19 protein-coding genes are annotated in these 19,560 nt (G+C 68.0%); 10 read left to right on the top strand and 9 right to left on the bottom strand.

The features are described from left to right. Positions 1-8 precede the first annotated feature (8 nt). The gene (locus WA670_RS03360) at positions 9-1,670 is read right to left on the bottom strand and encodes a circularly permuted type 2 ATP-grasp protein (protein WP_336156895.1); all 1,662 of its coding nucleotides are present in this window, start codon (positions 1,668-1,670) and stop codon (positions 9-11) included. Positions 1,671-1,836: 166 nt separating this feature from the next. Here WA670_RS03360 and WA670_RS03355 point away from each other — a divergent pair, with 166 nt between their 5' ends. From WA670_RS03355 to WA670_RS03345, 3 genes are read left to right on the top strand one after another with little or no spacing between them, the layout of a single operon-like run. Beyond that, entirely contained in the window at positions 1,837-2,751 is a 915-nt protein-coding gene (locus WA670_RS03355) for an ABC transporter substrate-binding protein (protein WP_037808971.1), read from the top strand. A gap of 23 nt (positions 2,752-2,774) precedes the next feature. Then, positions 2,775-3,734: an amino acid ABC transporter permease gene (locus WA670_RS03350; RefSeq protein ID WP_037808969.1), complete on the top strand. Its 960-nt coding sequence runs from the start codon at positions 2,775-2,777 to the stop codon at positions 3,732-3,734. After that, positions 3,731-4,504, top strand: a complete 774-nt coding sequence (locus WA670_RS03345) for an amino acid ABC transporter ATP-binding protein (protein ID WP_037808968.1) — start codon at positions 3,731-3,733, stop codon at positions 4,502-4,504. Before WA670_RS03350 ends, WA670_RS03345 begins: the two co-directional genes overlap by 4 nt. A gap of 124 nt (positions 4,505-4,628) precedes the next feature. On the opposite strand, the gene WA670_RS03340 is transcribed toward WA670_RS03345, so the two are convergent. The 4 genes from WA670_RS03340 to WA670_RS03325 are packed head-to-tail and all read right to left on the bottom strand — an operon-like array spanning position 4,629 to position 7,752. Beyond that, positions 4,629-5,378, bottom strand: a complete 750-nt coding sequence (locus WA670_RS03340) for an ESX secretion-associated protein EspG (RefSeq protein ID WP_037808967.1) — start codon at positions 5,376-5,378, stop codon at positions 4,629-4,631. Positions 5,379-5,405: 27 nt separating this feature from the next. Beyond that, entirely contained in the window at positions 5,406-6,635 is a 1,230-nt protein-coding gene (locus WA670_RS03335; protein WP_336156894.1) for a hypothetical protein, read from the bottom strand. A gap of 1 nt (position 6,636) precedes the next feature. Continuing rightward, on the bottom strand, positions 6,637-7,242 hold the full coding sequence (locus tag WA670_RS03330; protein ID WP_336156893.1) for a DUF3558 domain-containing protein: 606 nt from the start codon (positions 7,240-7,242) through the stop codon (positions 6,637-6,639). After that, the gene (locus WA670_RS03325) at positions 7,243-7,752 is read right to left on the bottom strand and encodes a hypothetical protein (RefSeq protein WP_336156892.1); all 510 of its coding nucleotides are present in this window, start codon (positions 7,750-7,752) and stop codon (positions 7,243-7,245) included. Positions 7,753-8,020: 268 nt separating this feature from the next. On the opposite strand from WA670_RS03325, the gene WA670_RS03320 reads away from it, so the two are divergent. Both WA670_RS03320 and WA670_RS03315 read left to right on the top strand, forming a co-directional pair. Continuing rightward, the gene (locus tag WA670_RS03320) at positions 8,021-10,324 is read left to right on the top strand and encodes an oxidoreductase (RefSeq protein WP_336156891.1); all 2,304 of its coding nucleotides are present in this window, start codon (positions 8,021-8,023) and stop codon (positions 10,322-10,324) included. Between the two features lie 17 nt (positions 10,325-10,341). Then, a complete protein-coding gene (locus WA670_RS03315) occupies positions 10,342-10,797 on the top strand; it encodes an SRPBCC family protein (protein ID WP_336156890.1) in 456 nt (151 codons plus the stop codon). A 3-nt stretch (positions 10,798-10,800) separates the two neighbouring features. Here the strand turns inward: WA670_RS03315 and WA670_RS03310 are convergent, their stop codons facing one another. Further along, positions 10,801-11,373, bottom strand: a complete 573-nt coding sequence (locus tag WA670_RS03310; protein ID WP_037809419.1) for a hypothetical protein — start codon at positions 11,371-11,373, stop codon at positions 10,801-10,803. A gap of 169 nt (positions 11,374-11,542) precedes the next feature. Between WA670_RS03310 and WA670_RS03305 the strand changes: the two genes are divergently transcribed. From WA670_RS03305 to WA670_RS03295, 3 genes are read left to right on the top strand one after another with little or no spacing between them, the layout of a single operon-like run. Then, entirely contained in the window at positions 11,543-13,372 is a 1,830-nt protein-coding gene (locus WA670_RS03305; RefSeq protein ID WP_134727766.1) for a thioredoxin-like domain-containing protein, read from the top strand. Position 13,373: 1 nt separating this feature from the next. Then, a complete protein-coding gene (locus tag WA670_RS03300) occupies positions 13,374-13,706 on the top strand; it encodes a GroES family chaperonin (RefSeq protein WP_037808959.1) in 333 nt (110 codons plus the stop codon). A 24-nt stretch (positions 13,707-13,730) separates the two neighbouring features. Continuing rightward, a complete protein-coding gene (locus WA670_RS03295; RefSeq protein ID WP_336156889.1) occupies positions 13,731-15,569 on the top strand; it encodes a VanW family protein in 1,839 nt (612 codons plus the stop codon). Here WA670_RS03295 and WA670_RS03290 read toward each other — a convergent pair. Both WA670_RS03290 and WA670_RS03285 read right to left on the bottom strand, forming a co-directional pair. Then, positions 15,559-15,900, bottom strand: a complete 342-nt coding sequence (locus WA670_RS03290) for an MmcQ/YjbR family DNA-binding protein (protein ID WP_374204189.1) — start codon at positions 15,898-15,900, stop codon at positions 15,559-15,561. The two genes, WA670_RS03295 and WA670_RS03290, sit on opposite strands and share 11 nt — an antisense overlap. A gap of 83 nt (positions 15,901-15,983) precedes the next feature. Continuing rightward, entirely contained in the window at positions 15,984-17,672 is a 1,689-nt protein-coding gene (locus WA670_RS03285; RefSeq protein WP_336156888.1) for a bifunctional metallophosphatase/5'-nucleotidase, read from the bottom strand. A gap of 104 nt (positions 17,673-17,776) precedes the next feature. Between WA670_RS03285 and WA670_RS03280 the strand changes: the two genes are divergently transcribed. Continuing rightward, positions 17,777-17,968: a hypothetical protein gene (locus WA670_RS03280; RefSeq protein WP_037808952.1), complete on the top strand. Its 192-nt coding sequence runs from the start codon at positions 17,777-17,779 to the stop codon at positions 17,966-17,968. 103 nt (positions 17,969-18,071) lie between these two features. Continuing rightward, positions 18,072-18,713, top strand: a complete 642-nt coding sequence (locus WA670_RS03275) for a VanZ family protein (RefSeq protein WP_037808951.1) — start codon at positions 18,072-18,074, stop codon at positions 18,711-18,713. Positions 18,714-18,896: 183 nt separating this feature from the next. On the opposite strand, the gene WA670_RS03270 is transcribed toward WA670_RS03275, so the two are convergent. Next, the gene (locus tag WA670_RS03270) at positions 18,897-19,535 is read right to left on the bottom strand and encodes a class I SAM-dependent methyltransferase (RefSeq protein ID WP_336156887.1); all 639 of its coding nucleotides are present in this window, start codon (positions 19,533-19,535) and stop codon (positions 18,897-18,899) included. Between the last annotated feature and the right edge of the window lie 25 nt (positions 19,536-19,560).

Raw genomic sequence — 19,560 nt, 5'->3', positions numbered from 1 at the left:
TCCCTCCCTCAGCTCTGTTGCTGCTGTTGTTGCTGCTGCGACGTGGACAGTTCCGGACCCTGTTCCGCGGCGACACCGTCCACAACGGACACGTCGCCGAGCGCGGGACGGTCGAGCTCCTGCTCCGACGTCGAGGACCGCGAAGCGAGCACCCAGGTGTCCTTCGAACCGCCGCCCTGCGACGAGTTCACCACCAGACTGCCCTCGGGCAGCGCGACCCGGGTGAGCCCGCCGGGCAGCACGAAGATTTCCTTGCCGTCGTTGACCGCGAACGGCCGCAGGTCCACGTGCCGCGGCGCGAGCCGGTCGTCCACCTTGGACGGAACGGTCGACAGCTGCACCACCGGCTGCGCGATCCAGCCGCGCCGGTTCGCGCGCACCTTGCGGCGCAACGCGTCCAGCTCCTTTTTGGACGCGTCCGGTCCGAAGACGATGCCGTATCCGCCGGAGCCCTCGACCGGTTTGATCACCAGCTCGTCGGCGTGCTGCATGACGTGGTCGAACTCGTCGGGCAGCCAGCAGCGGAACGTGTCCACATTGGGCAGAATGGGTTTCTCGTTCAGGTAGTAGCGCACCATTTCCGGCACGTAGGTGCAGACGAGCTTGTCGTCGCCGACGCCGTTGCCGACCGCGTTCGCCACCACCACGTTGCCCGCGCGGGCCGCGTTGAGGATGCCCGCGACGCCGAGCACCGAATCCGGCCGGTGGTGCACTGGGTCGAGGAACTCGTCGTCGATCCGCCGGTAGATCACGTCGACCTGGCGTTCGCCCTCGGTGGTGCGGAGGTAGACCACGTTGTCGCGGCAGAACATGTCGCGGCCCTCGACGAGCTCCACGCCCATCAGCCGGGCGAGCAGCGAATGCTCGAAGTAGGCCGAGTTGTAGACGCCGGGGGTGAGCACGACGACCATCGGGTCGGCGACGTTCGGCGCGGCCGCCGCTCGCAGTGCGCGAAGCAGGTGTGACGCATAGTCACCGACCGGCCGGACCCGGTGTCGCGCGAACAGGTCCGGGAACACGCGCGCCATCGTGCGCCGGTTCTCCATCACGTAGGACACGCCGGACGGGTTGCGGAGATTGTCCTCCAGGACCCGGAAAGTGCCCTCCTCGTCGCGGACGAGGTCGACGCCGGAGACGTGGATCCGCACGCCGTTGGGCGGTTTGATCCCGTAGGCCTCGCGGTGGAAGTGCTCGCACGAGGTGATCAGCCTGCGCGGCAGGACGCCGTCGCGCAGGATCTGCCGGTCGCCGTAGACGTCGGCGAGGAACGCCTCCAGCGCCCGGACACGCTGGGTCACGCCGCGTTCGAGCCGGGACCATTCGGTCGCCTGGATGACGCGGGGCACGAGGTCGAGCGGGAACGGCCGTTCCTGGCCGGACAGCGAGAACGTGATCCCCTGGTCCACCATCGCCCGGTCGAGGGCCTGCGAGCGGTTGGTGAGGTCGCTGGCGTCGAGGGCGGCGATCGAGCCGTACAGCGCTCGGTACGGCCCGCGGACCGTGCCGTCGGGCGCGAACATCTCGTCGTACGCGCCGGCGTGCGGCCGCTCCGGGGCGAGGTATCCGTCGAACTGCGCGCCGGGCCGGGCCGCGCGGCGGCCTTTCACCGTTCGCGCACGTCGTCCGGCTGGCGGCAGCCGGGGACCGGGGTTGCTGTTCATGGGAGACATCCTGACTTACCGCGCCGGACGGCCGTGACACCCGTCTTCCGGCAAGTCCTGTGCGAAACTTCCCCGTGACGCAGCAGTGCTGTGCATACCCGCTTCCGGGTGGCAATATGCCAGCTCTCAGCCCTTGAGAACTACGAGGAGTGACGAAGTGGCCCGAGGACAGCAAATGAAGGCGCTCGCCCTTCTCCCCGCTTTCGCGCTGGTCGGCATGACGATGGCGTGCGGCGCGGGCGGCAACGGAGCCGGCGGCACCGACGCCGGCGCCAGCCAGGCTCCCGGCGGCGAAGCGGCGCCGACCGCGCAGAAGGACGCGGCGCTGGCCGGGATGGTGCCCGCCGACATCAAGGCCGACGGCAAGATCGTGATCGGGCAGGACCAGACCTACCCGCCGAACGAATTCGTCGAGAACGGCAAGGCGACCGGCTTCGACGTCGACCTCGCCACCGCGGTCGGCCAGGTGCTCGGCGTGCAGACGGAGTTCCAGAACTCGGCGTTCGACGGCATCATTCCCGGTATTTCGGCGAAGAAGTACGAAATGGGCATCTCGTCGTTCACGATCAACGCCGAGCGGATGCAGACCGTCGACATGATCTCGTACTACAGCGCCGGCACCTCGCTCGCGGTGCTCAAGGGCAATCCGGACAAACTGTCGGTGGACGACCTGTGCGGTAAGAATGTGGCCGTGCAGAAGGGCACCACGCAGGTCGACGATCTCGGCAAGCGCAACACCGCGTGCACCAAGGCGGGCAAGCAGCCGATCAACATCACCCAGTTCCAGGCGCAGACCGACGTGAACCTGGCGCTGACCGCGAAGCGCGTGCAGGCCGAGCTCGCCGACTCGCCGGTGATCGACTACGCGGTGAAGCAGACCGGCGGCCAGCTCGAGTCCGCGGGCGCGCCGTACGACACCGCGCCGTACGGGATCGTGCTGCCGAAGGGCAGCGGCGAGTTCGGCAAGGCGATCCAGGGCGCCGTGCAGAAGCTGATCGACAGCGGAATCTACAAGAAGATCCTCGACAAGTGGGGCTTGTCGGGTTCCGGTGCCATCACCAAGTCGGAGATCAACCCGTCCGCTTCCTGACGAAACTGAGGACTTAGTTACTCGTGTCCACTCCCCCCGGCCCCGCCGATTCCTGGCAGGAGGTCGACACCACCCCGATCAAGGCGGTCCCGGTCCGGCATTACGGACGCTGGATCGCCGGCGTGATCATCGTGTTCGTCGCGTTCATCGTGATCCGCAGCGTCGTCACGAATTCCGCGTTGCAGTGGCCGGTCGTCGGCGAGTACCTCTTCGACGGCCGGATCATCAACGGCCTGCGGAACACGTTGCTGCTCACGGTGCTCTCGATGCTCATCGGCATTGTCGGCGGCGTACTGCTCGCGGTGATGCGACTGTCGCCGAACCTGCTGATGTCGGGCGCGGCGTCGATTTACATCTGGTTGTTCCGCGGCACGCCGTTGATCGCTCAGCTGGTGATCTGGAACTTCCTGGCGCTGGCGTACCCGAAGATCGGACTCGGCATTCCGTTCGGGCCGACCTTCATCAGCTGGGACACGAACACGCTGATCAACCAGTTCGTCGCCTCGTTGCTGGGCCTCGGCCTCAACGAGGCGGCGTACATGGCGGAAATCGTCCGCGGCGGTCTCCAGTCGGTCGACAGCGGTCAGCTGGAAGCGTCGTCCGCACTGGGCATGAGCCGGGGCAAGACCTTGCGCCGGATCATCCTGCCGCAGGCGATGCGGGTGATCATCCCGCCCACCGGCAACGAGACCATCTCGATGTTGAAGACCACGTCGCTGGTCGTCGTCATCGGATACTTCGAGCTGTTCGTGTCGGCGCAGACGATTTATTCGCAGAACTACAAGACGGTTCCGCTGCTGATCGTCGCGGCGACGTGGTATTTGTTCATGACGTCGGTGCTGACGATCGTGCAGCTTTACATCGAGCGGTATTTCGCCCGCGGCACTTCACGGGCGACCGCACAGCGGAACAAGTGGGGGTCGCGAATGCTGGGCTTCCGCTTCGGCAGCGGCGGCAGCGGAAGCGGAGGTAGCGTCCAGTGACTCCCGTCGTTTCCGCGCAAAAGGTGTGCAAGAGCTTCGGCTCCCTGGACGTGCTCAAGGGCATCGACCTGGAAGTGCACGACCGAGAGGTGCTCTGCCTGATCGGCCCGTCCGGTTCCGGCAAGTCCACCCTGCTGCGCTGTATCAATCACCTGGAGAAAATCGACGCGGGCAGACTGTATGTCGACGGAGTGCTAGTCGGCTACCGCGAACGCGGCGGCCGGTTGCACGAGCTGCGAGACAAGGAAATCGCGGCGCAGCGCAAGAACATCGGTATGGTTTTCCAGCGGTTTAATCTGTTCCCGCACATGACAGCGCTGGAAAACGTCATGGAGGCCCCAGTCCAGGTCCGCCGGGAACCGAAGGCACAGGTCCGGGAGCGGGCCTTGGAACTGCTGGACCGAGTCGGCCTGGCAGACAAGGCCCGTTCCTACCCCGGCCAGCTTTCGGGCGGCCAGCAGCAACGGGTCGCCATCGCACGCGCGCTGGCGATGCAACCGAAGCTGATGCTCTTCGACGAGCCAACGTCCGCTTTGGACCCAGAACTGGTGGGCGACGTCCTAGGCGTCATGCGCCAACTGGCGAAGGACGGCATGACGATGGTCGTGGTAACCCACGAAATGCAGTTCGCCCGCGAGGTAGCCGACAAGGTCTTCTTCATGGACGGCGGAGTTGTCGTGGAGTCCGGTTCTCCGGATGAGGTGATCGGGGATCCGAAGCATGAACGGACGAAGTCGTTCTTGGCTCGGGTGTTGAATCCGAACGCTTGAGTTTGTGGGGCCGCCCGGAGATTCTCCGGGCGGCCTTTTTTATGAGCGGTGTGCGGACTTCGGGTGGCGGATTTCCGGTGTTCAGCCGGGCAACGTAGAGAACCTGTCAGCGGTGACGGGCAGCTCACCGTCCAGAGCGCAACTCATTCTCCAACTGCTGCACCTTCTTAGCCATCTCCTGCGGCCCAGCCCCGGCCAAGCTGATCCATCCGGACTTGTCCACCCCGAACAGGATCCGCCCCTCCTCCATATCCGCCCACCCCGGCGGATTCTCGTTGCGCCGCCGCTTCCCGCGACTGTCCCGGACCGCGACGTACAGCCGCCCGAAGTACGTGTGCGGCTTATCAAGCCACTGCAATACCTGCTTGGCGTCCCGAACACTCGGACTCGTCCGCCCAGACGGCTGGCTGCCGCTCTTGACCAGGTTGAGGTCCTCGTCGGAACAGTTAAGCGAGAGAACCCGCGCAGCCGGAGCCTCCGGCAGCAGCGCGATGAACTCCCGAACCAACGTATCCGCCGAACACGGCGCGATATACAACTTCTGGTTCACCGCAACAACAGTCGCCGCGTCCCGACCGCTCGCGGCGGCGCGCACCGTCCGCTCGCCACGCTCCGATTTCACCCACGAGTAGTACTCGACACCCGGCCGCTGCAGCAGATGCATCGTCTCGACGAACTCGTCGCTGAGCCGTCCACGCTGCATCAGACCGACATTGTGCAGCTCGCGGTCAGTGTCAGCAGCCAGTTGCCGCCTTTCCTCCGGCGAGTACCACAGAGCGCCGCGGACCAGCGTCGGGTGGATGTCGCCGAGGTTCAGGCGTTCCAGCAGCACTTCGAAGGTTTGCAGGCTCAGCTCAACGGGCTTGCGCAGCACCGACTTTCCCTCCCCCTTGCCATTCCGCTAAGCCCCGATCACCGGCGGCGTAGGCCGATTGCCGTCGTAACCCCCGAAAATCGAATCCGGGTCTTCTTCGGCCAGCAGGATCTTGCGCTGGTGTTCCTCGTCCTCGGGGCCTTTGCCGCCCTTGCCGCCGCCACCCATGCCGCCCATCCCGGGCTGCCCTTTCGCTCCGGCCGCGCCAGCACCGCCCGCACCCGGCCGGGCTGCACCCGCCCCCTCGCCAAGCGCCCCCGCACCGGTACCGCCTCCTACACCGCGCGGCCCGGCGCTGCTACCCGCGCCACCGGAACCGGACCCACCGGGCCCGAAGCCACCACTGCCACTCCCGCCAGCGTTCGGCCCGAAGCCGCCACCGAACCCGCTGACCGGACCGAAACCGCCGTTCAACCCGCCAGTCCCAGGATTCCCACCGCCCGGCACCGAGGACGGCGGCTGCCAAGTGGGAGGCGTCGACGGAGGCGGCGTGGGATCCGCCCAAGCCGCCCTGGTGCTGTCATTCGGCGGCGGCGTAACGGGCGGAGTCACGACCCCGCCGTGCCCGGGCGGCGGAGGCGCCTGCATGCCAGCCGCGCCGGGAGGAGCGGAGTAGGTGCTGGGCCCGCTGCTGTAGCCGCCGCCGTAGTTGTGCGACGAACCGCCACCGGACGAATGATGACCGATCCCGGAGCCGACCCGCCCGGTCGCGGTGCCAGGCGTCGGCTGATCCGGGGTGATGCCCGTCGAGGTCACATCCGGATCGTGCGCGGCCGGATAGTCCATCGGCATGGTCTGGGTTCGGGGATCGGTGCTCTGTTGGTACTGGCCGTACGCCTCGACGTTCTTCTTGGTCTTGTCGTCGAACTCCGCGGCGGCGATCTCGTCGTCGCTCGCTCCGATCGAGACGTAGTCCGAGAGCTTCTGGTCATCCGGCCTGCTCTCCGCGACCGGCACCACAGCGTTCTTCACGTAATTGAACGCCGCCGACTGCTCCGCGATGGACTTCTGCATCGAGTCCATCTTTTCCGCCGCGATGTGCGACGTGGCGATCAACGGGGCCAGCCCGGCCTTGCCGCTCTCGGCGGCTTGCCCTTTCCAGAAGGAATTGAGCGCTGCTTGGCTTTCGGTGAGCTTGGCGGCTACCGCGTTATGGATGGATTTGAGGTCGCCGCACCCGCCGCCCATCGCGTCCAGTCCGGTCGTGTCGCCGGGGTTGTGCAACTGGTTGTAGATGTCATGACCGGTGACCGCCACCTCAACCTGCCTTCAGCCGGGTGATCTCGGCGGCAGCCAGCTTCTCCGCCATCCCGCACGGGTCGGCTACCGCGGGGCTTCCCGACCGCAGCTGAGTGTTGACGGTATAGGTGAGGTCGTCGCGCACCCCCACCGCCAACGCGCACGAGCCGGCCCCTTCGTCGCCCTTGCTGTAAACGACCGACGGGTACCCGAGGATCGGCGCGTGCGGCTTGAACGTGGTCAGCCTCCCTGCCTGGTTCTCCAGGTAGAGGCTGTTGAGACCGCGCTTGTTCCCAGAGAAGAAGCCGGCGCTGACGTTGCCGCCGCCTCCGTCGAATGTCCATTGACAGGACTTGCCCACGATCGACTGAGCGACAGAGGTGCCTTTGACCTTGCCGCCCGCCTTCTCCACCTCGGACGTCGGGAGGGCGGAGCAGGGGTCGGCCTCGTACTGGGCGGTGTTGGTCAACGGCACCGCGACCTTCGGGGCGAGCATGCCTTCCGCCGGTTGAGAACTGGCTGGCGCGGGGGTCGGTTGCCCTCCGGTCGAGCCGCCTCCGCACGCCGTCAGCAGCAGCGCACCCCCACCGGCGAGTACGAGTTGGCAGACGCTACGAATTCGCATTCAGTCGACCTTTCGGGTTCCGCGCAGCGCGTCGATCGCGGCGTGATCCTGCTTCACGTAAGCGGTTCGGATGTCTTTGAGGGTTTGGACGTAGGAATCCAGGTAATCGACCGTTCCGCGGAGAAATTCGTTGTACGCGGTGGTGGCGCGGTCCGCGGCCTTCGAGTATTCCGTCGTGACGGTGTCCGAACCCGGCTGGCCGAGCTGTGCGAACTGGATCGCGATGGTCCGGGCCCTCGAGTACTCGTTGTCGAGGCTGTCCTCGAGCTGCTGGATCACCTTGTCCATCGCCTCGGGGTTGAATTCCCAGCCGCCGTTGGACGAGGCGGCCGCGAAGTCCGCTTTGGCCTGGCCTGACCCGAGGGCGGCGAAATTCGGCGGCGGTGGCGGTGGGGGCGTGGCCGCGTTGGCTCCCGCGATGAGCCCGGATCCGGGCGGAGGAGCGGTCGGGGTCGTCGAGATGAGCTGATTCTGGACGCCCTGCAGCCCGCTGTTCGTTCCGTCTGGCATTGTCGTGCCTCCCCGCACGGGCCGCGGCTTCGTGGGGGCGGCCTACCCTCTGTTCTTGATCAGCTTCGGCAAGTGACCATAGCAGCCGTACCCAGGCCCGGAAGGCGGTTCGGGCAAGATCGCTCGGACAGTGGATCAATTCGGTAGTCATCCGCAAGCAGTCAGTGACCGCCAAGAAGGACGACCGGGCACTACTCCGCCCGGCCCCTTGCCCATCCGCCGTTGATCCGATTCCCTGAGGGCCGACGATCGTGGGGAGAAGGGGCTCGTGCCGACCGATACGACCTTGCCGCCGCTTGATCCGTTTGCCGAGGTTCCCGACAAGCGGTACGAGGTGAAGGCCGCGGACCTGCTGAAACCTGGCAGCAGCGGCATCCTTCGCTGGAGACGGCAGGCCACCAACGCGCCGATCGTGCTGGTCGAGGACGCTTACATCACCGGCACACTCGATCTTCGCGCCGCCGATCTCAATTTTCTCTTCCAATTCGAACGCTGCCGGTTCGAGCATCCGCCGGACGTGCGGGAGGCGACGCTTCTCGGGCTCGTTTTCCGGAAATGCTGGCTTCCCGGGCTACGCGCGCGCAATTTGCGCAGCCGGAATGACGTGCGGCTGATTCGCAGCACCGTGGAAATCGCGGCGGACGAATTCGAGGTGGAGACGACCACCGTTCAGCGCGGGGACGATCGCGAGCGCGGGATGCCCAATGCCGCGGTCAATCTCACCGACGCGGTGATCGACGGGTCGGTCGTGCTCACCCGGACCACGATCAGTCATCCGCACGGCAAGGCGATCCAGGGCGATCGTCTGGTGATTACCGGGGCCCTGCTGGCTTATCGCATGGTCGCTAAGGGCGAGGTGCGACTGCCGGGCATGCGGACTGGCGGTAACGTGAACTTTTCCGGGGCGACGTTCGACAATCCGGACGGCTTCGCGTTCAACGGGAACGGGCTGCACATTGGCGGCAGTCTGCTGTGCGAGGTCGACAACTACGGGCCGGCGAGTGAGCGGAAAAGGTTCTCCGCCAAGGGCGTTCTCTATTTGCCGAGCGCCACTGTGGACAGTGACATCGTCCTGCGCGAGGCGCGGCTGGAGGTCGACCAACGCGGTCCGATCGTGATGGACGCGTGGAAGTCCGGGGATCCGTACCTCGATCCGCGGCCAGCGTTGGTCGCGGATCGGCTGAAGGTCGACGGCAATCTCGAGTTGTCCGACGGGCTCCGGGCATTCGGCACCCTGCGGATGGTCAACGCGCGCATCGGCGGATCGCTCAGGCTCGCCGGCGCGGAGATCACCATGGTGCGCGGCCGTGCGACGCCGTACTACGACCGGGCGCTCCACCTCGACGGGTCCACCATCGGCGGCGACATCGAGGCGACCAATCTCCGCGTGCCGATCGGGCAGTTGCGGCTCGCGGACATCACGGTCGGCGGCAACTTCCTCGCCTGGAATTCGATGTTCCTGCACCCGGGGCGGGACGCGTTTTCCGCGCGCAGGGCCAAAATCTCCGGGAACTTCCAGCTGACGGACGCCACCGTGAAGGGCACGCTGCGGCTTCAGGGCGCGGAAGTCGGCGGCAGCGTGAACATGTTCGGCACGTTGCTCACCGAGCCAGGGCAACGGAAATCGAGCAGTTTCTCCCTCGACATCCGTACCGCGCGGATCGGGCGCGACCTGGTGCTCACCGAGGACAAAGACCGTCCGTTCCTCGCTGAGGGCGGCGTGAACCTCGACGGCGCGCAGATCGCGCGAAGGCTCGACATGAACGGCGCGAAGCTCGGATCACTTGCCCCGCACGACATCGCGCTCGACGCCAGCGACGTCACCGCCGACGAGTTCATCCTGTCTCCCGCCGAGCCGCCGACCGGTTCGGTGCGGTTGCGCAGGGCGCATTGCGGTGCGCTCGCCGACAACGAGGAGATCTGGAACGCCACCGACGGTCTCGAACTCGATGATTTCCGTTACGACGCCTTGAAGCACGGCATCGCCCTCGATGACGACAAAGCGCTGGACCACCGGATCGAGTTGCTGCGCAAGGCGATGCGCGGTTACCGACCCGGCCCCTACGACCAGCTCGCCGCGACCCTGCGCGCGGCCGGAAACGAAGAGCACGCCTCGACGGTCGCCCTGCGAAAGCAGCAGTTCCGGTACGAAGCGCTCGCCAAGGGCTTCAAGTTCTTCGGACCCGGCGTCCGCGCGTGGAGCTGGCTGCAACGGTCGATGGTCGGCTACGGTTTCCGTCCGGTGCGCGCGCTCGGCTGGCTGTTCACGCTGCTGGTGCTCGGCAGCCTCTGGTTCGGCCTCGGCAAGGACGACTGCGTCAACGACCACACCGGCCGCTACATGACCAGCGGCCCGCGCTGCCTGGTCAACCAGCAGGACTCCGGCCTGCAATGGAACCCGGTCATCTACACCGCCGACCTGCTGGTGCCGATCGTCGACTTCGGCAACAAGTCGCGCTGGTACATGCACGGCGCGGACAACTGGGTGGCGGCCGGGTTCACCGCGTCCGGCTGGATCCTCGCGACGACGGTCGCGGCGGGTGTCAGCCGGATGCTGCGGAGAGAGTCCTGATCGCATACTCTGGGTATGTGAGTCCTGATGCGACCGGTCAGATCGAGGTCAGCGCCGCTCCGGCGAAGGTGTACGCGCTGGTCAGCGACCCGGGCGCGCTCGCGGGGGCGGCCACCGAGTACTGCGGGCACCGCTGGCTCGGCGGCGCGACCGGCCCGGCCGTCGGCGCGAAATTCCGCGGCAGCAACCGCCGCGGGGTGCGCCGGTGGTCCACGACGGTCGTCATCACGGCCGCGGACGCGGGACGCCGGTTCGCCTTCGACGTCAAGCTCGGGCCGATCCCGGTCTCCCGCTGGGAGTACGTGATCGAACCCGCCGGCGACGGCTGCGTCGTCACCGAGAGCATGTGGGACCAGCGGCCCGGCTGGTTCACGCCGCTGACTGTGGTGGCCACCGGGGTCAAGGACCGTTCGGTGACCAACCGCGTCAACATCGAGGAGACGCTCGCGCGGCTCAAGAGCGCGGTCGAGTAGCGCTCACTCCACGAACCGGGACCAGAACTCCACGACCTTGACGTTCGCGGGTTCCTCCCCCAGCGGCTCCCCGCCGAACTCGTGCCGCAGGTAACTGCGCAGGTCCCAGCCGTAATAGACCACGTCGGTCTGGTACACCGAGAGCACCGGATACCCGGATTCCCCGGCCGTCGCGGGCAGATACCGATGCCCGCACACCGGCACGAGCTGCGGCACCGTCGCCAGCTGCCGTCGCGCGACCGCCAGCGCGTTGCACATCGACCGCGGCCGGGCGCCCCATTCGGGCAGCCACAGGTCGTTGTTCTCCACGTCGTACAGGACGCCGTCGACCGGCCAGTCCAGGCGTTTGCGCAGCTGGTCGGGGTCGCCGTGGCGCCAATCGGGCCAGCGGTCGCCCACTGGCACCCCGGCGGTGAGGAAAATCCGGTGGTCGTCGGAAAAGGTGAACCCGAACTGGTCCTCGACGTCGCTCAGTTCGGCGGGCGTGAGGCCAGGCCGCAAGGGCTCGCCGAGATTCTGCTGCAGGATGCGGGCCTCCTCCACGGTGAAGGCTTCGGCCGGCTGAACGTGTGTCATGCCCGAAGCGTACGTAGCGCCGGCCCGCGTCCGCGCGCCCTTTTTCGCCGGAATGAACTCCCTCGCCGGGGTGAGGTTCTTCTCTCCAGCCGTGGTTGACGGAACACTGCGTGACCGAATGTAGTTCACTCCTCCCGTGACTTCCTCACCGCAAGCCCGGCAAGCCCGCGTGCGCGCGCCCGAGCTGACCGGCGACGTCTGGCTCAACACCGGCGGCCACCGGCTGACTCTGGCGCAACTGCGCGGACGCGTGGTGCTGCTGGACTTCTGGACCAGCGGCTGCATCAACTGCCTGCACGTGCTGGACGAACTCCGTCCGCTGGAACAGGAATTCGCCGACGTCCTGGTCACCGTCGGGGTGCACTCGCCGAAGTTCAGCCGCGAGGGCGAGCGCACGTCGATCGAGGCCGCGGTGCGCCGGTACGAGGTGCACCATCCGGTGGTCAACGACCCGAAGATGGAGCTGTGGTCGCAGTACGCCGTACGGGCCTGGCCGACGCTGGTCGTCGTCGACCCCGAGGGCTACGTCGTGCACGTCGCGGCGGGCGAAGGCCACGGCGAGGCGCTACGCCGCGTGATCGCCGACCTCGTCGCCAAGCACGAGGCGAAGGGCACGCTCCGGCGCGGCGGCAGCCCGTACGTGCCGGTCGAGGAGCAGCGCACGGAACTGCGTTTCCCCAGCAAGGCCGTGGTCACCGCGGGCGGGCGGATCCTGGTCGCGGACACCGGACATCACTCCATCGTCGAGTTCGCTTCGGACGGCGAGACCGTCATCCGCCGCTTCGGCAGCGGCGTGCGCGGGACGCAGGACGGGCCGTTCGACCTGGCCCAGTTCGCCGAACCGTCCGGAATCGCCTTGCTGCCCAACGAAGTCGCCGAGCGCGCCGGGTACCACGCGATCGTCGCCGACACCGCCGGACACCGTCTGCGCGGCCTCGACCTCAACACCGGCGAGGTGAAAACCGTTGCCGGAACCGGGAAACAGTGGCGCGACGGCACCGACACCGGCAAAGCGCTGGATATCGACCTCACCAGCCCGTGGGACGTCACGTGGTGGGCCCCGGCGGGCGGCGTGGTCGTCGCGATGGCCGGCAACCACACGCTGAGCGTCTTCGACCCGGTCTCCGGCGCCATCCGCCGGTTCGCCGGCACCACCGTCGAGGGCCTGCGCGACGGCGACGTGCACGAGGCGTTCTTCGCGCAGACGTCCGGATTCGCCGTGGACGGCCAGAAACTGTGGCTCGTCGACGCGGAAACCTCGGCCCTGCGCTGGATCGAACCGGCGGGCGAGTCGTTCGCCGTGCACACCGCGGTCGGCACGGACCTGTTCACCTTCGGCCACGCCGACGGCCCGTCCGACCAGGCGCTGCTGCAGCATCCGCTCGGCCTCGCCGTGCTGCCCGACGGCCGGGTCGCGATCGCCGACACCTACAACGGCGCGATCCGCCGCTACGACCCGTTCACCCGCGACGTCACGACGCTCGCGACCGGGTTCGCCGAACCGCAAGGCCTGGTGCGCCACGACGGCGAGCTGTACGTCGTGGAGTCGGCGGGCAACCGGGTTACCCCGCTCGGGGGCAATGGCCAGGCGACCGCCGTCGCCGGCACGCGGCAAGCCGTGCGGCGGCCGCCGACCGTGCTCGCGCCCGGCGAGATCGAGTTTTCCGTCGTCTTCGCCCCGCCGCCGGGCGAGAAGCTGGACGAGCGCTACGGGCCTTCGACGCGGCTGGAGATCACCGCGTCGCCGCCGGAACTGCTCGCCGACGGGGCCGGGGTCGGAACTGATCTCGTTCGGCGGATCAAGTTCGCCGAAGGCGCGACCGAAGGTGTCTTGCAGGTAGTGGCGCAGGCCGCGAGCTGCGACGACGGCGGCGAGCACCCGGCGTGCCGGATCACCCGGCAGGACTGGGGCGTTCCGGTGCGGTTCGAGAACGGAGGGGGGAAGTCGCTGAGCCTGATGATGGCGGGCGAGCCCAAGGCTCCGGCAACCGGTCAGTAGCATGGCTGGCGTGCCGGACACGCCCAAGCTCGAGATCCAGATGCTGCACGACCGCGTCCTCGTGCGGTTGTCGCAGGAGGAAGGCGAGCGCCGCAGCAGCGGCGGCATCGTGATTCCCGCCACCGCGCAAGTCGCGCGCAGGCTGGTGTGGGGTGATGTACTGGGTGTCGGCAACAGCGTGCGGAACGTCAAGCAGGGAGACCGGGTTCTGTTCAACCCGGAGGACCAGCTCGAGGTCGAGATCCAGGGCGAAGGCCATCTGGTGATGCGCGAACGCGACATCCACGCGGTGGCCACGGAGCGGACCGAACACGGCACGGGGCTTTACCTGTAGCTCCCGTACCAGGGGAGGCAGGCGTTGCGTGAAGAAGACCGTTCGTCGGCTTTCGCCGACGACCTGCTGAGCGACGAACTGCTGAACGACCCCGCCCTGGTCAGCGAAGCCGATCTGGCCACGGAGATCTTCGCGGTCGCCGACGCGCCCCCGCCGCCGGACACGCCGTTCCGCCGGTTCCGCAAACGCGTCGGCCGCACGTTCATGATCGTCGGCTGTCTGCTCGGATTGTTCGTGCTGCTCTACACCGTCGACCTGATGACCAGCGCCGGCGACGTGCCGCGCGGCGTGCAGGTGGCCGGGATCGACGTCGGCGGCCTGTCCTATGCCGAGGCGGAAGCCAAGCTGCACACCGAACTCCAGCCCCGGCTGACCCGTCCGGTGGCGGTGCACGCCGGGGACGTCACCGGGACGCTCGTCCCCGCGGATTCCGGGCTCGGCCTCGACTGGCCAGGCACGCTCGCCCAGGCTGGGCACCAGCCGTGGAGCCCGCTCACCCGGCTGCTGTCGTTCTTCACCACCCGCGAGGTGGGCGTCGTGACGCGCAGCGACCAGCTCGAGGTGACCGACGCGGTCCAGCAGCTCGCCGGCAAGCAGCTCAACCATCCGCTGGTCGAGGGCAGCATCGGGTTCACGCCGAAGGAAAACAACGGGGTCACCGCGTATGCGGTCGAGCCGCGCCAGGGCCAGGAGCTGTCCGACGTCCCGGCCGCGGTGCAAGCCGTGGTCGCGGACTGGCTTTCGCCGCGCGGGGTCACGGTGAAGATGGCGGTGACCCCGCCCCAAACCACCTCCGCTGACGTGCACCGGTTGCTGGACACCGTGGTCGCGCCCGCGGTCGCCGCGCCGGTGGTGCTGCACGGCGAGGGCAAGGACAGCACGCTGGAGCCGTCCGCGATCGCGTCGTCGTTCCAGTTCCAGCCCAACGGGGGCGGCGGTCTCGAACTGCGGATCGACCAGGAGAAGCTGCGCGCGGCCGTCCAGCCGGACCTGGCGTCCACCGAGGCGAAGAGCAAGGACGCGCAGATCACCCTCGACTCCGGCGTCCCGGCCGTCACCCCGTCCGAGGACGGCCGAAAGATCAACTGGGACAACACTTTCAAGACCCTCACCGCGGTGCTCGCCAAGCCGGCCGGCCGCGATCTGCCGGTCGCCTACGACCAGAAACACCCGACGCTGACCACCGACGGCGCGAACGCGCTTGGCGTCAAGGAGGTCATCGGCGAGTACACGACCAGCGGGCTCAGCGGTCCGGCGGCGGACAACGTCGCTACGCTCGCCGGACGCATCAACGGCGTCCTCGTGAAGCCGGGAGAGTCGTTCAGCCTCAACGACTATCGCGGCGGCGGGTACGCCTCCGCGCCGGTCGACGAGGACGGCACCGGACCGGCGGTGACCGGCGGCGGGCTGTCGCAGCTTTCGTCCACTTTGTACAACGCGGCTTATCTAGCCGGACTCGGCGACGGCGGCCACGCGGCGCACGACCACTTCATCGACCGCTACCCAGCGGGTCGCGACGCGGCGGCTGTGGACAGTTCCGGCAATGCCGTGGACCTCAAGCTGGCCAACAACGATCCGACCGGTTTCGTGATCCAGGCCAGCGCCAGCGGCGGTTCGGTGACGGTGAAGATCTGGGGCACCAAGCACTTCCGCGTCGAAGGCCGCAGCGGCGCGCCGTCGAACCAGGTGCCGCCGCCGGTGCAGCTGGGACCTGGTCCGGACGGTCAGTGCCACGCGTCGCCGGGCGCGTCCGGGTTCACCGTCAGCGACACCCGGGTGTTCTACGACCTGGCCAGCGGCGGCGAGGTCCGCGAGGAAAGCCGCAGCACGACGTACTCGCCGCAGCCGATCGTCATTTGCTGAGCCGCGCCGGGGCTTTCGACCGCCAGGACTCGGTGAGCAGCTCGCGCAGCTGCTGTGGGTCGACGCGGTCGAGGTGCACGAGGATCGAGCCGTGCCCGTCGTAGTGCGGCGTGGTGAAGAAGGCCGGATCGCCGGACGCGAGCAGCGCGGCCTTCTCGTCGAGCCCGACGAACAGCACCAGCCCGCCTTCGGCCTCGGTGCGCAGCCGTGCGTAACCCTTGCCCGCCACCTTGAGCGCGGGCGTGCGGTACCAGGTCGCCACCTCGGTTTCCGGCAGCTCTTCCTGCGCCCACGCGGTCACGTCGTCCCAGGTCATCGTCATGCCCACCATCGTGGCCCGGCAGCGGCGAGTTGTCTTGGAGAAACGAGAGGAGCCCCCGCCCGGGTGGGCGAGGGCTCCTGGAGTGCCGCGGGTTACGGAGTCGCGGTGATCCGGTCCGCGGGCGGCGGAGCGATGCCCGGGTGCGCGCCGAGGTAGGCGATGAACGCGTCCAGGTCCACCGGCCCGCCCGCGAGGTCGGTGCCCTTGGTGAACTCGGTGAACCCGTCCCCGCCCGCGGCGAGGAAGTTGTTCACCGACACCCGGTACTTGGCCGCCGGGTCGACCGGCGTGCCGTTGACCGTGATGTTCGAGACCCGCGAGCCGACCGGAGCGGCCGCCGAATACGTGTAGTGCAGCGACTTCGAGATCTGCAGGATCTTGGTGCCGCCGGACTGGCCCCACTGCTGTTCCAGCACGTTCTTCAGGTTCGCGCCGGTGAGCGTGATCGTCTGCATGATGTTCGAGAACGGCTGCACGGTGAACGCCTCGCCGTAGGTGACGACGCCGTCGCCTTCGCCTGCCGACGACGACTTGTACGTCAGGTCGGCGCGGATGCCGCCCGGGTTCGTCATCGCGATCACGGCGTTGTTGGACTTGGTGCCTTCGAGCTGGGCGTCGGCGATCACGTCGCCGAGCGGCGATTCGCCGGACGGCCCGCCCGCCGCGGGCAGGTCCGCGGTGATGGTGCCGACCTGCTTGTTCGCGATCGGCGCGGCCTTCGTCTTGGCCTCGTCGACGAGCTTCGTCACGGCCGGGTCCGGCGTGACGTCGCGGGTGACGATCTCGTTGTGCGCCTTGGTCTGCGACCGGACCACGTCGCGCGTGCGGCGGTCGATCTTCAGGTCGACGACCGACAGCAGCCGACCGAACGACGCGCCCTGGATCACCGGACGCGGCTGGCCCGCCGGGTCGTTGATGACGCAGTTGTACTGCTGGTGGCTGTGCGCGGTGAAGATCGCGTCGACCTTCGGCGTCACGTTCTTCGCGATGGCCGAGGCGTCGCCGTCCGGCTGCACCTTGCAGTCGTTCGGGCCCGCGCCCGGCAGCGCCTCGTCACCCTGGTGCAGCAGCACGACCTGGGCTTTCACGCCGAGCCGGTCGAGGATGTTCGCGGTGCGGTTGATCGCCTCGACCTCGTCGCCGAACTTGAGGCCCTTGATGGCTTCCGGCGTCACGACCGACGGCAGGTCCTTGAGCGTCGCGCCGATGACGCCGACCGGGACGCCGCCGGAGTACTGGATGCTGAACGGCAGCAGCGCGGGCAGCCCGTTGTCGAAGTACACATTGGACCCGAGCAGCGGGAAGCGCGCGCCGTCGTAGGTCTTGCGGAACTGGCAGCCGTCGGTCTTGTTACAGCCGCCGAACTGCATGCGCAGCAGTTCCTGGTAGCCCTCGTCGAACTCGTGGTTGCCCACCACGGACGCCTTCACGCCGAGTTCGTTGAGGAAGTCCATGGTCGGTTCGTCGTGGAACAGCGCCGAGATCACCGGCGACGCGCCGATGTTGTCGCCCGAGGACAGCACCATCGAATTGCGCACCTGCGCCTCGAGCTGCTTGACGTGCGTCGAGAGGTAGGCCGCGCCGCCCGCGTCCACCTTGCTCCCGTCCGGGAGCGTGATCTTCCCGCTCGACCCGGACGGCGGTTCGAGGTTCCCGTGCAGGTCGTTGAACGCGATGATCCGGACGTCGGCGGTCTGCGCGGCCTCGGCGGGCGCGCTCGTGACGACCACGGTGGCCAGTGCGGCCGCGGCGGTGGCCGCGAGCCGGGTGAAGAGCTTCATGTTTCCTCCGGTGTTCGCGCCCGCCTGACCCCTGATGCGGACGCCCGGCGAAGCAGTCTGCCCAAATCGGACGGTCCTGACCAGGGCGGAACGGCCGGTACCGGGTGAAAGTTTCGGTAACGTTCGCCCGCGCCGCGCCGATCAGTGCGTTGGGTGCCGAGGGGGACAAAATGGAACTGCAGCTCGTCGTGCTGACGCTCGCCGTCGTGCTCTTGCTGATCGCCGGCACCGTCTTCGCGGCCTGGCGCTCGGAGCGCGTGGACCAGGACGACGAGCCGCCTTCGGGCGAGCGCTGACCGATCGGTCGGCGCGCACTCGGCCATCTGGCCGATCCGTGGTCCAGACCCTCCGGCTCTTCGACCGAAGTGCCGCGGCGGCAAGATCAATAGCGTTCTCGGTATGACGAACGCACAGGTCACCGCCCTGCAGTACGGGTTCATCGGGTTCCTCGCGGTATGGGCGACGATCCTGGTCCCGCAGCTCGTGCTCCAGTTCGCGCGCCACGGCCGCCCGCGGCTGCGCGGCTTGGCGACCACGGCGGCGGTCGTGTTCTACGCGTGCATGGCGCTGGCGGTCGTCTTCCTGCCGCTGCCCGGCCCGCACGGCAGGCGGCTGGAGCAGACGGTGCAGCTGGAGCCGTTCCAGTGGATCGCGGACATCCACACCGAGCTGGTGAAACACGGTCTGTCGGCGGCGGACTGGTTCACCACGCAGACATTCCAGCAGGCCGCGATGAACGTGCTGTTGTTCGTCCCGCTCGGTTTCTTCGCCCGGGTGCTGTGGCGCCGCGGCCTGGTCGGCGCGCTGGCGATCGGTTTCGCGGCCTCACTGGCCGTCGAGATCACCCAGCTCACCGCGAACTTCGGGACCGCGCCGTTCGTCTACCGGATTTTCGACGTCGACGACCTCATGACCAACACCTTCGGCTCCGGTCTCGGCTGGCTGGCCGGCGCGCTGCTGCTCGCGCTCCGGCCGATCTCTTCAACCCTCCGCGTGGAGCCTGCCCGGAGCGAGCGGATCGACCTCGCCGAGACGCGCTAACCGGGCTCGTCTCGCGATCGCGGCTTGGCGCGCGGCGCGGCGGTCTTCCAGGATCACGATCAACGAGGCGATGGCGATGATCAGTGCTACCAGGCCGAGCACTAGCCACAGTTGCATGTGCTCTCCTCATCGACGCCGTTGTGCGAGAGATCACACAGGCTACCGAGCCCGGCGCCGGGTTGGCTACCCCGCGTTCGAAGGTCGTGCGGAGAACCAATCCCGCTCAGCGGTGACCCAGCGCCCGAACTTCAGCCTGGCTTGTTCGAGTGCTGGTTCGAGAGGGAAGTTTTCGCAGGTGAAGGGCTGTTTCCAGGTTCGGTCGCCGAGGGAGTACGCGACGGTGGCGGAGAGCCGGTGGCCGTCGCGGCGGACGTCTTCGAGGGCGATGCGGACATCGCCCAGCTGCCCGCCCGAGCCGTCGGCGACCTGATCGAACCAGGCGGGCGGATGCCATTCGACCAGCAACTGCCCGTCCGGAGCCAGATGCCGCCGTGCTGCCGCCAGCAGCGCCTGTCGATCCGGCCCGTTGACCAGGTGGCTGCTGAGCACGACGACCGGGAACCGGCGGTCCAGCTGGAGCTCATCGATGCGGGTGCGGACGGTCTCCGCACCTGCGACGTGCGCGAGCATCTCCGCCGATTCGTCGACCGCGACCACCGGATGTCCGAGCGCGAGCAGCGGATGCGTCACGCGGCCTGTTCCGCAGCCGAGTTCAAGCACCGCGGCTCCCGCCGGGATCGCACCGTGAATCACCTCGGGCTCGCCAGCGGCGGGCAGCTCCAGATACAGGTCGACCGGGCAGCCGTCAGGCGTCACGCTCATACCGCCCAGCTTGCCGGGAAACTGG

This window comes from Amycolatopsis sp. VC5-11, assembly GCF_037034185.1.
In the GTDB taxonomy this organism is placed as follows: domain Bacteria; phylum Actinomycetota; class Actinomycetes; order Mycobacteriales; family Pseudonocardiaceae; genus Amycolatopsis; species Amycolatopsis nivea.
Note: the sequence above shows the minus strand (reverse complement) of the source record. Positions and strands in the feature narration are given on the sequence as shown.

Bases quoted from the DNA above. Each gene is read 5' to 3' on its own strand.
- WA670_RS03360 (WP_336156895.1), bottom strand. From the start codon at position 1,670: ATGTCTCCCATGAACAGCAACCCCGGTCCCCGGCTGCCGCCAGCCGGA.
- WA670_RS03355 (WP_037808971.1), top strand. From the start codon at position 1,837: ATGAAGGCGCTCGCCCTTCTCCCCGCTTTCGCGCTGGTCGGCATGACG.
- WA670_RS03330 (WP_336156893.1), bottom strand. From the start codon at position 7,242: ATGCGAATTCGTAGCGTCTGCCAACTCGTACTCGCCGGTGGGGGTGCG.
- WA670_RS03325 (WP_336156892.1), bottom strand. From the start codon at position 7,752: ATGCCAGACGGAACGAACAGCGGGCTGCAGGGCGTCCAGAATCAGCTC.
- WA670_RS03310 (WP_037809419.1), bottom strand. From the start codon at position 11,373: ATGACACACGTTCAGCCGGCCGAAGCCTTCACCGTGGAGGAGGCCCGC.
- WA670_RS03300 (WP_037808959.1), top strand. From the start codon at position 13,374: ATGGCTGGCGTGCCGGACACGCCCAAGCTCGAGATCCAGATGCTGCAC.
- WA670_RS03290 (WP_374204189.1), bottom strand. From the start codon at position 15,900: ATGGTGGGCATGACGATGACCTGGGACGACGTGACCGCGTGGGCGCAG.
- WA670_RS03285 (WP_336156888.1), bottom strand. From the start codon at position 17,672: ATGAAGCTCTTCACCCGGCTCGCGGCCACCGCCGCGGCCGCACTGGCC.
- WA670_RS03275 (WP_037808951.1), top strand. From the start codon at position 18,072: ATGACGAACGCACAGGTCACCGCCCTGCAGTACGGGTTCATCGGGTTC.
- WA670_RS03270 (WP_336156887.1), bottom strand. From the start codon at position 19,535: ATGAGCGTGACGCCTGACGGCTGCCCGGTCGACCTGTATCTGGAGCTG.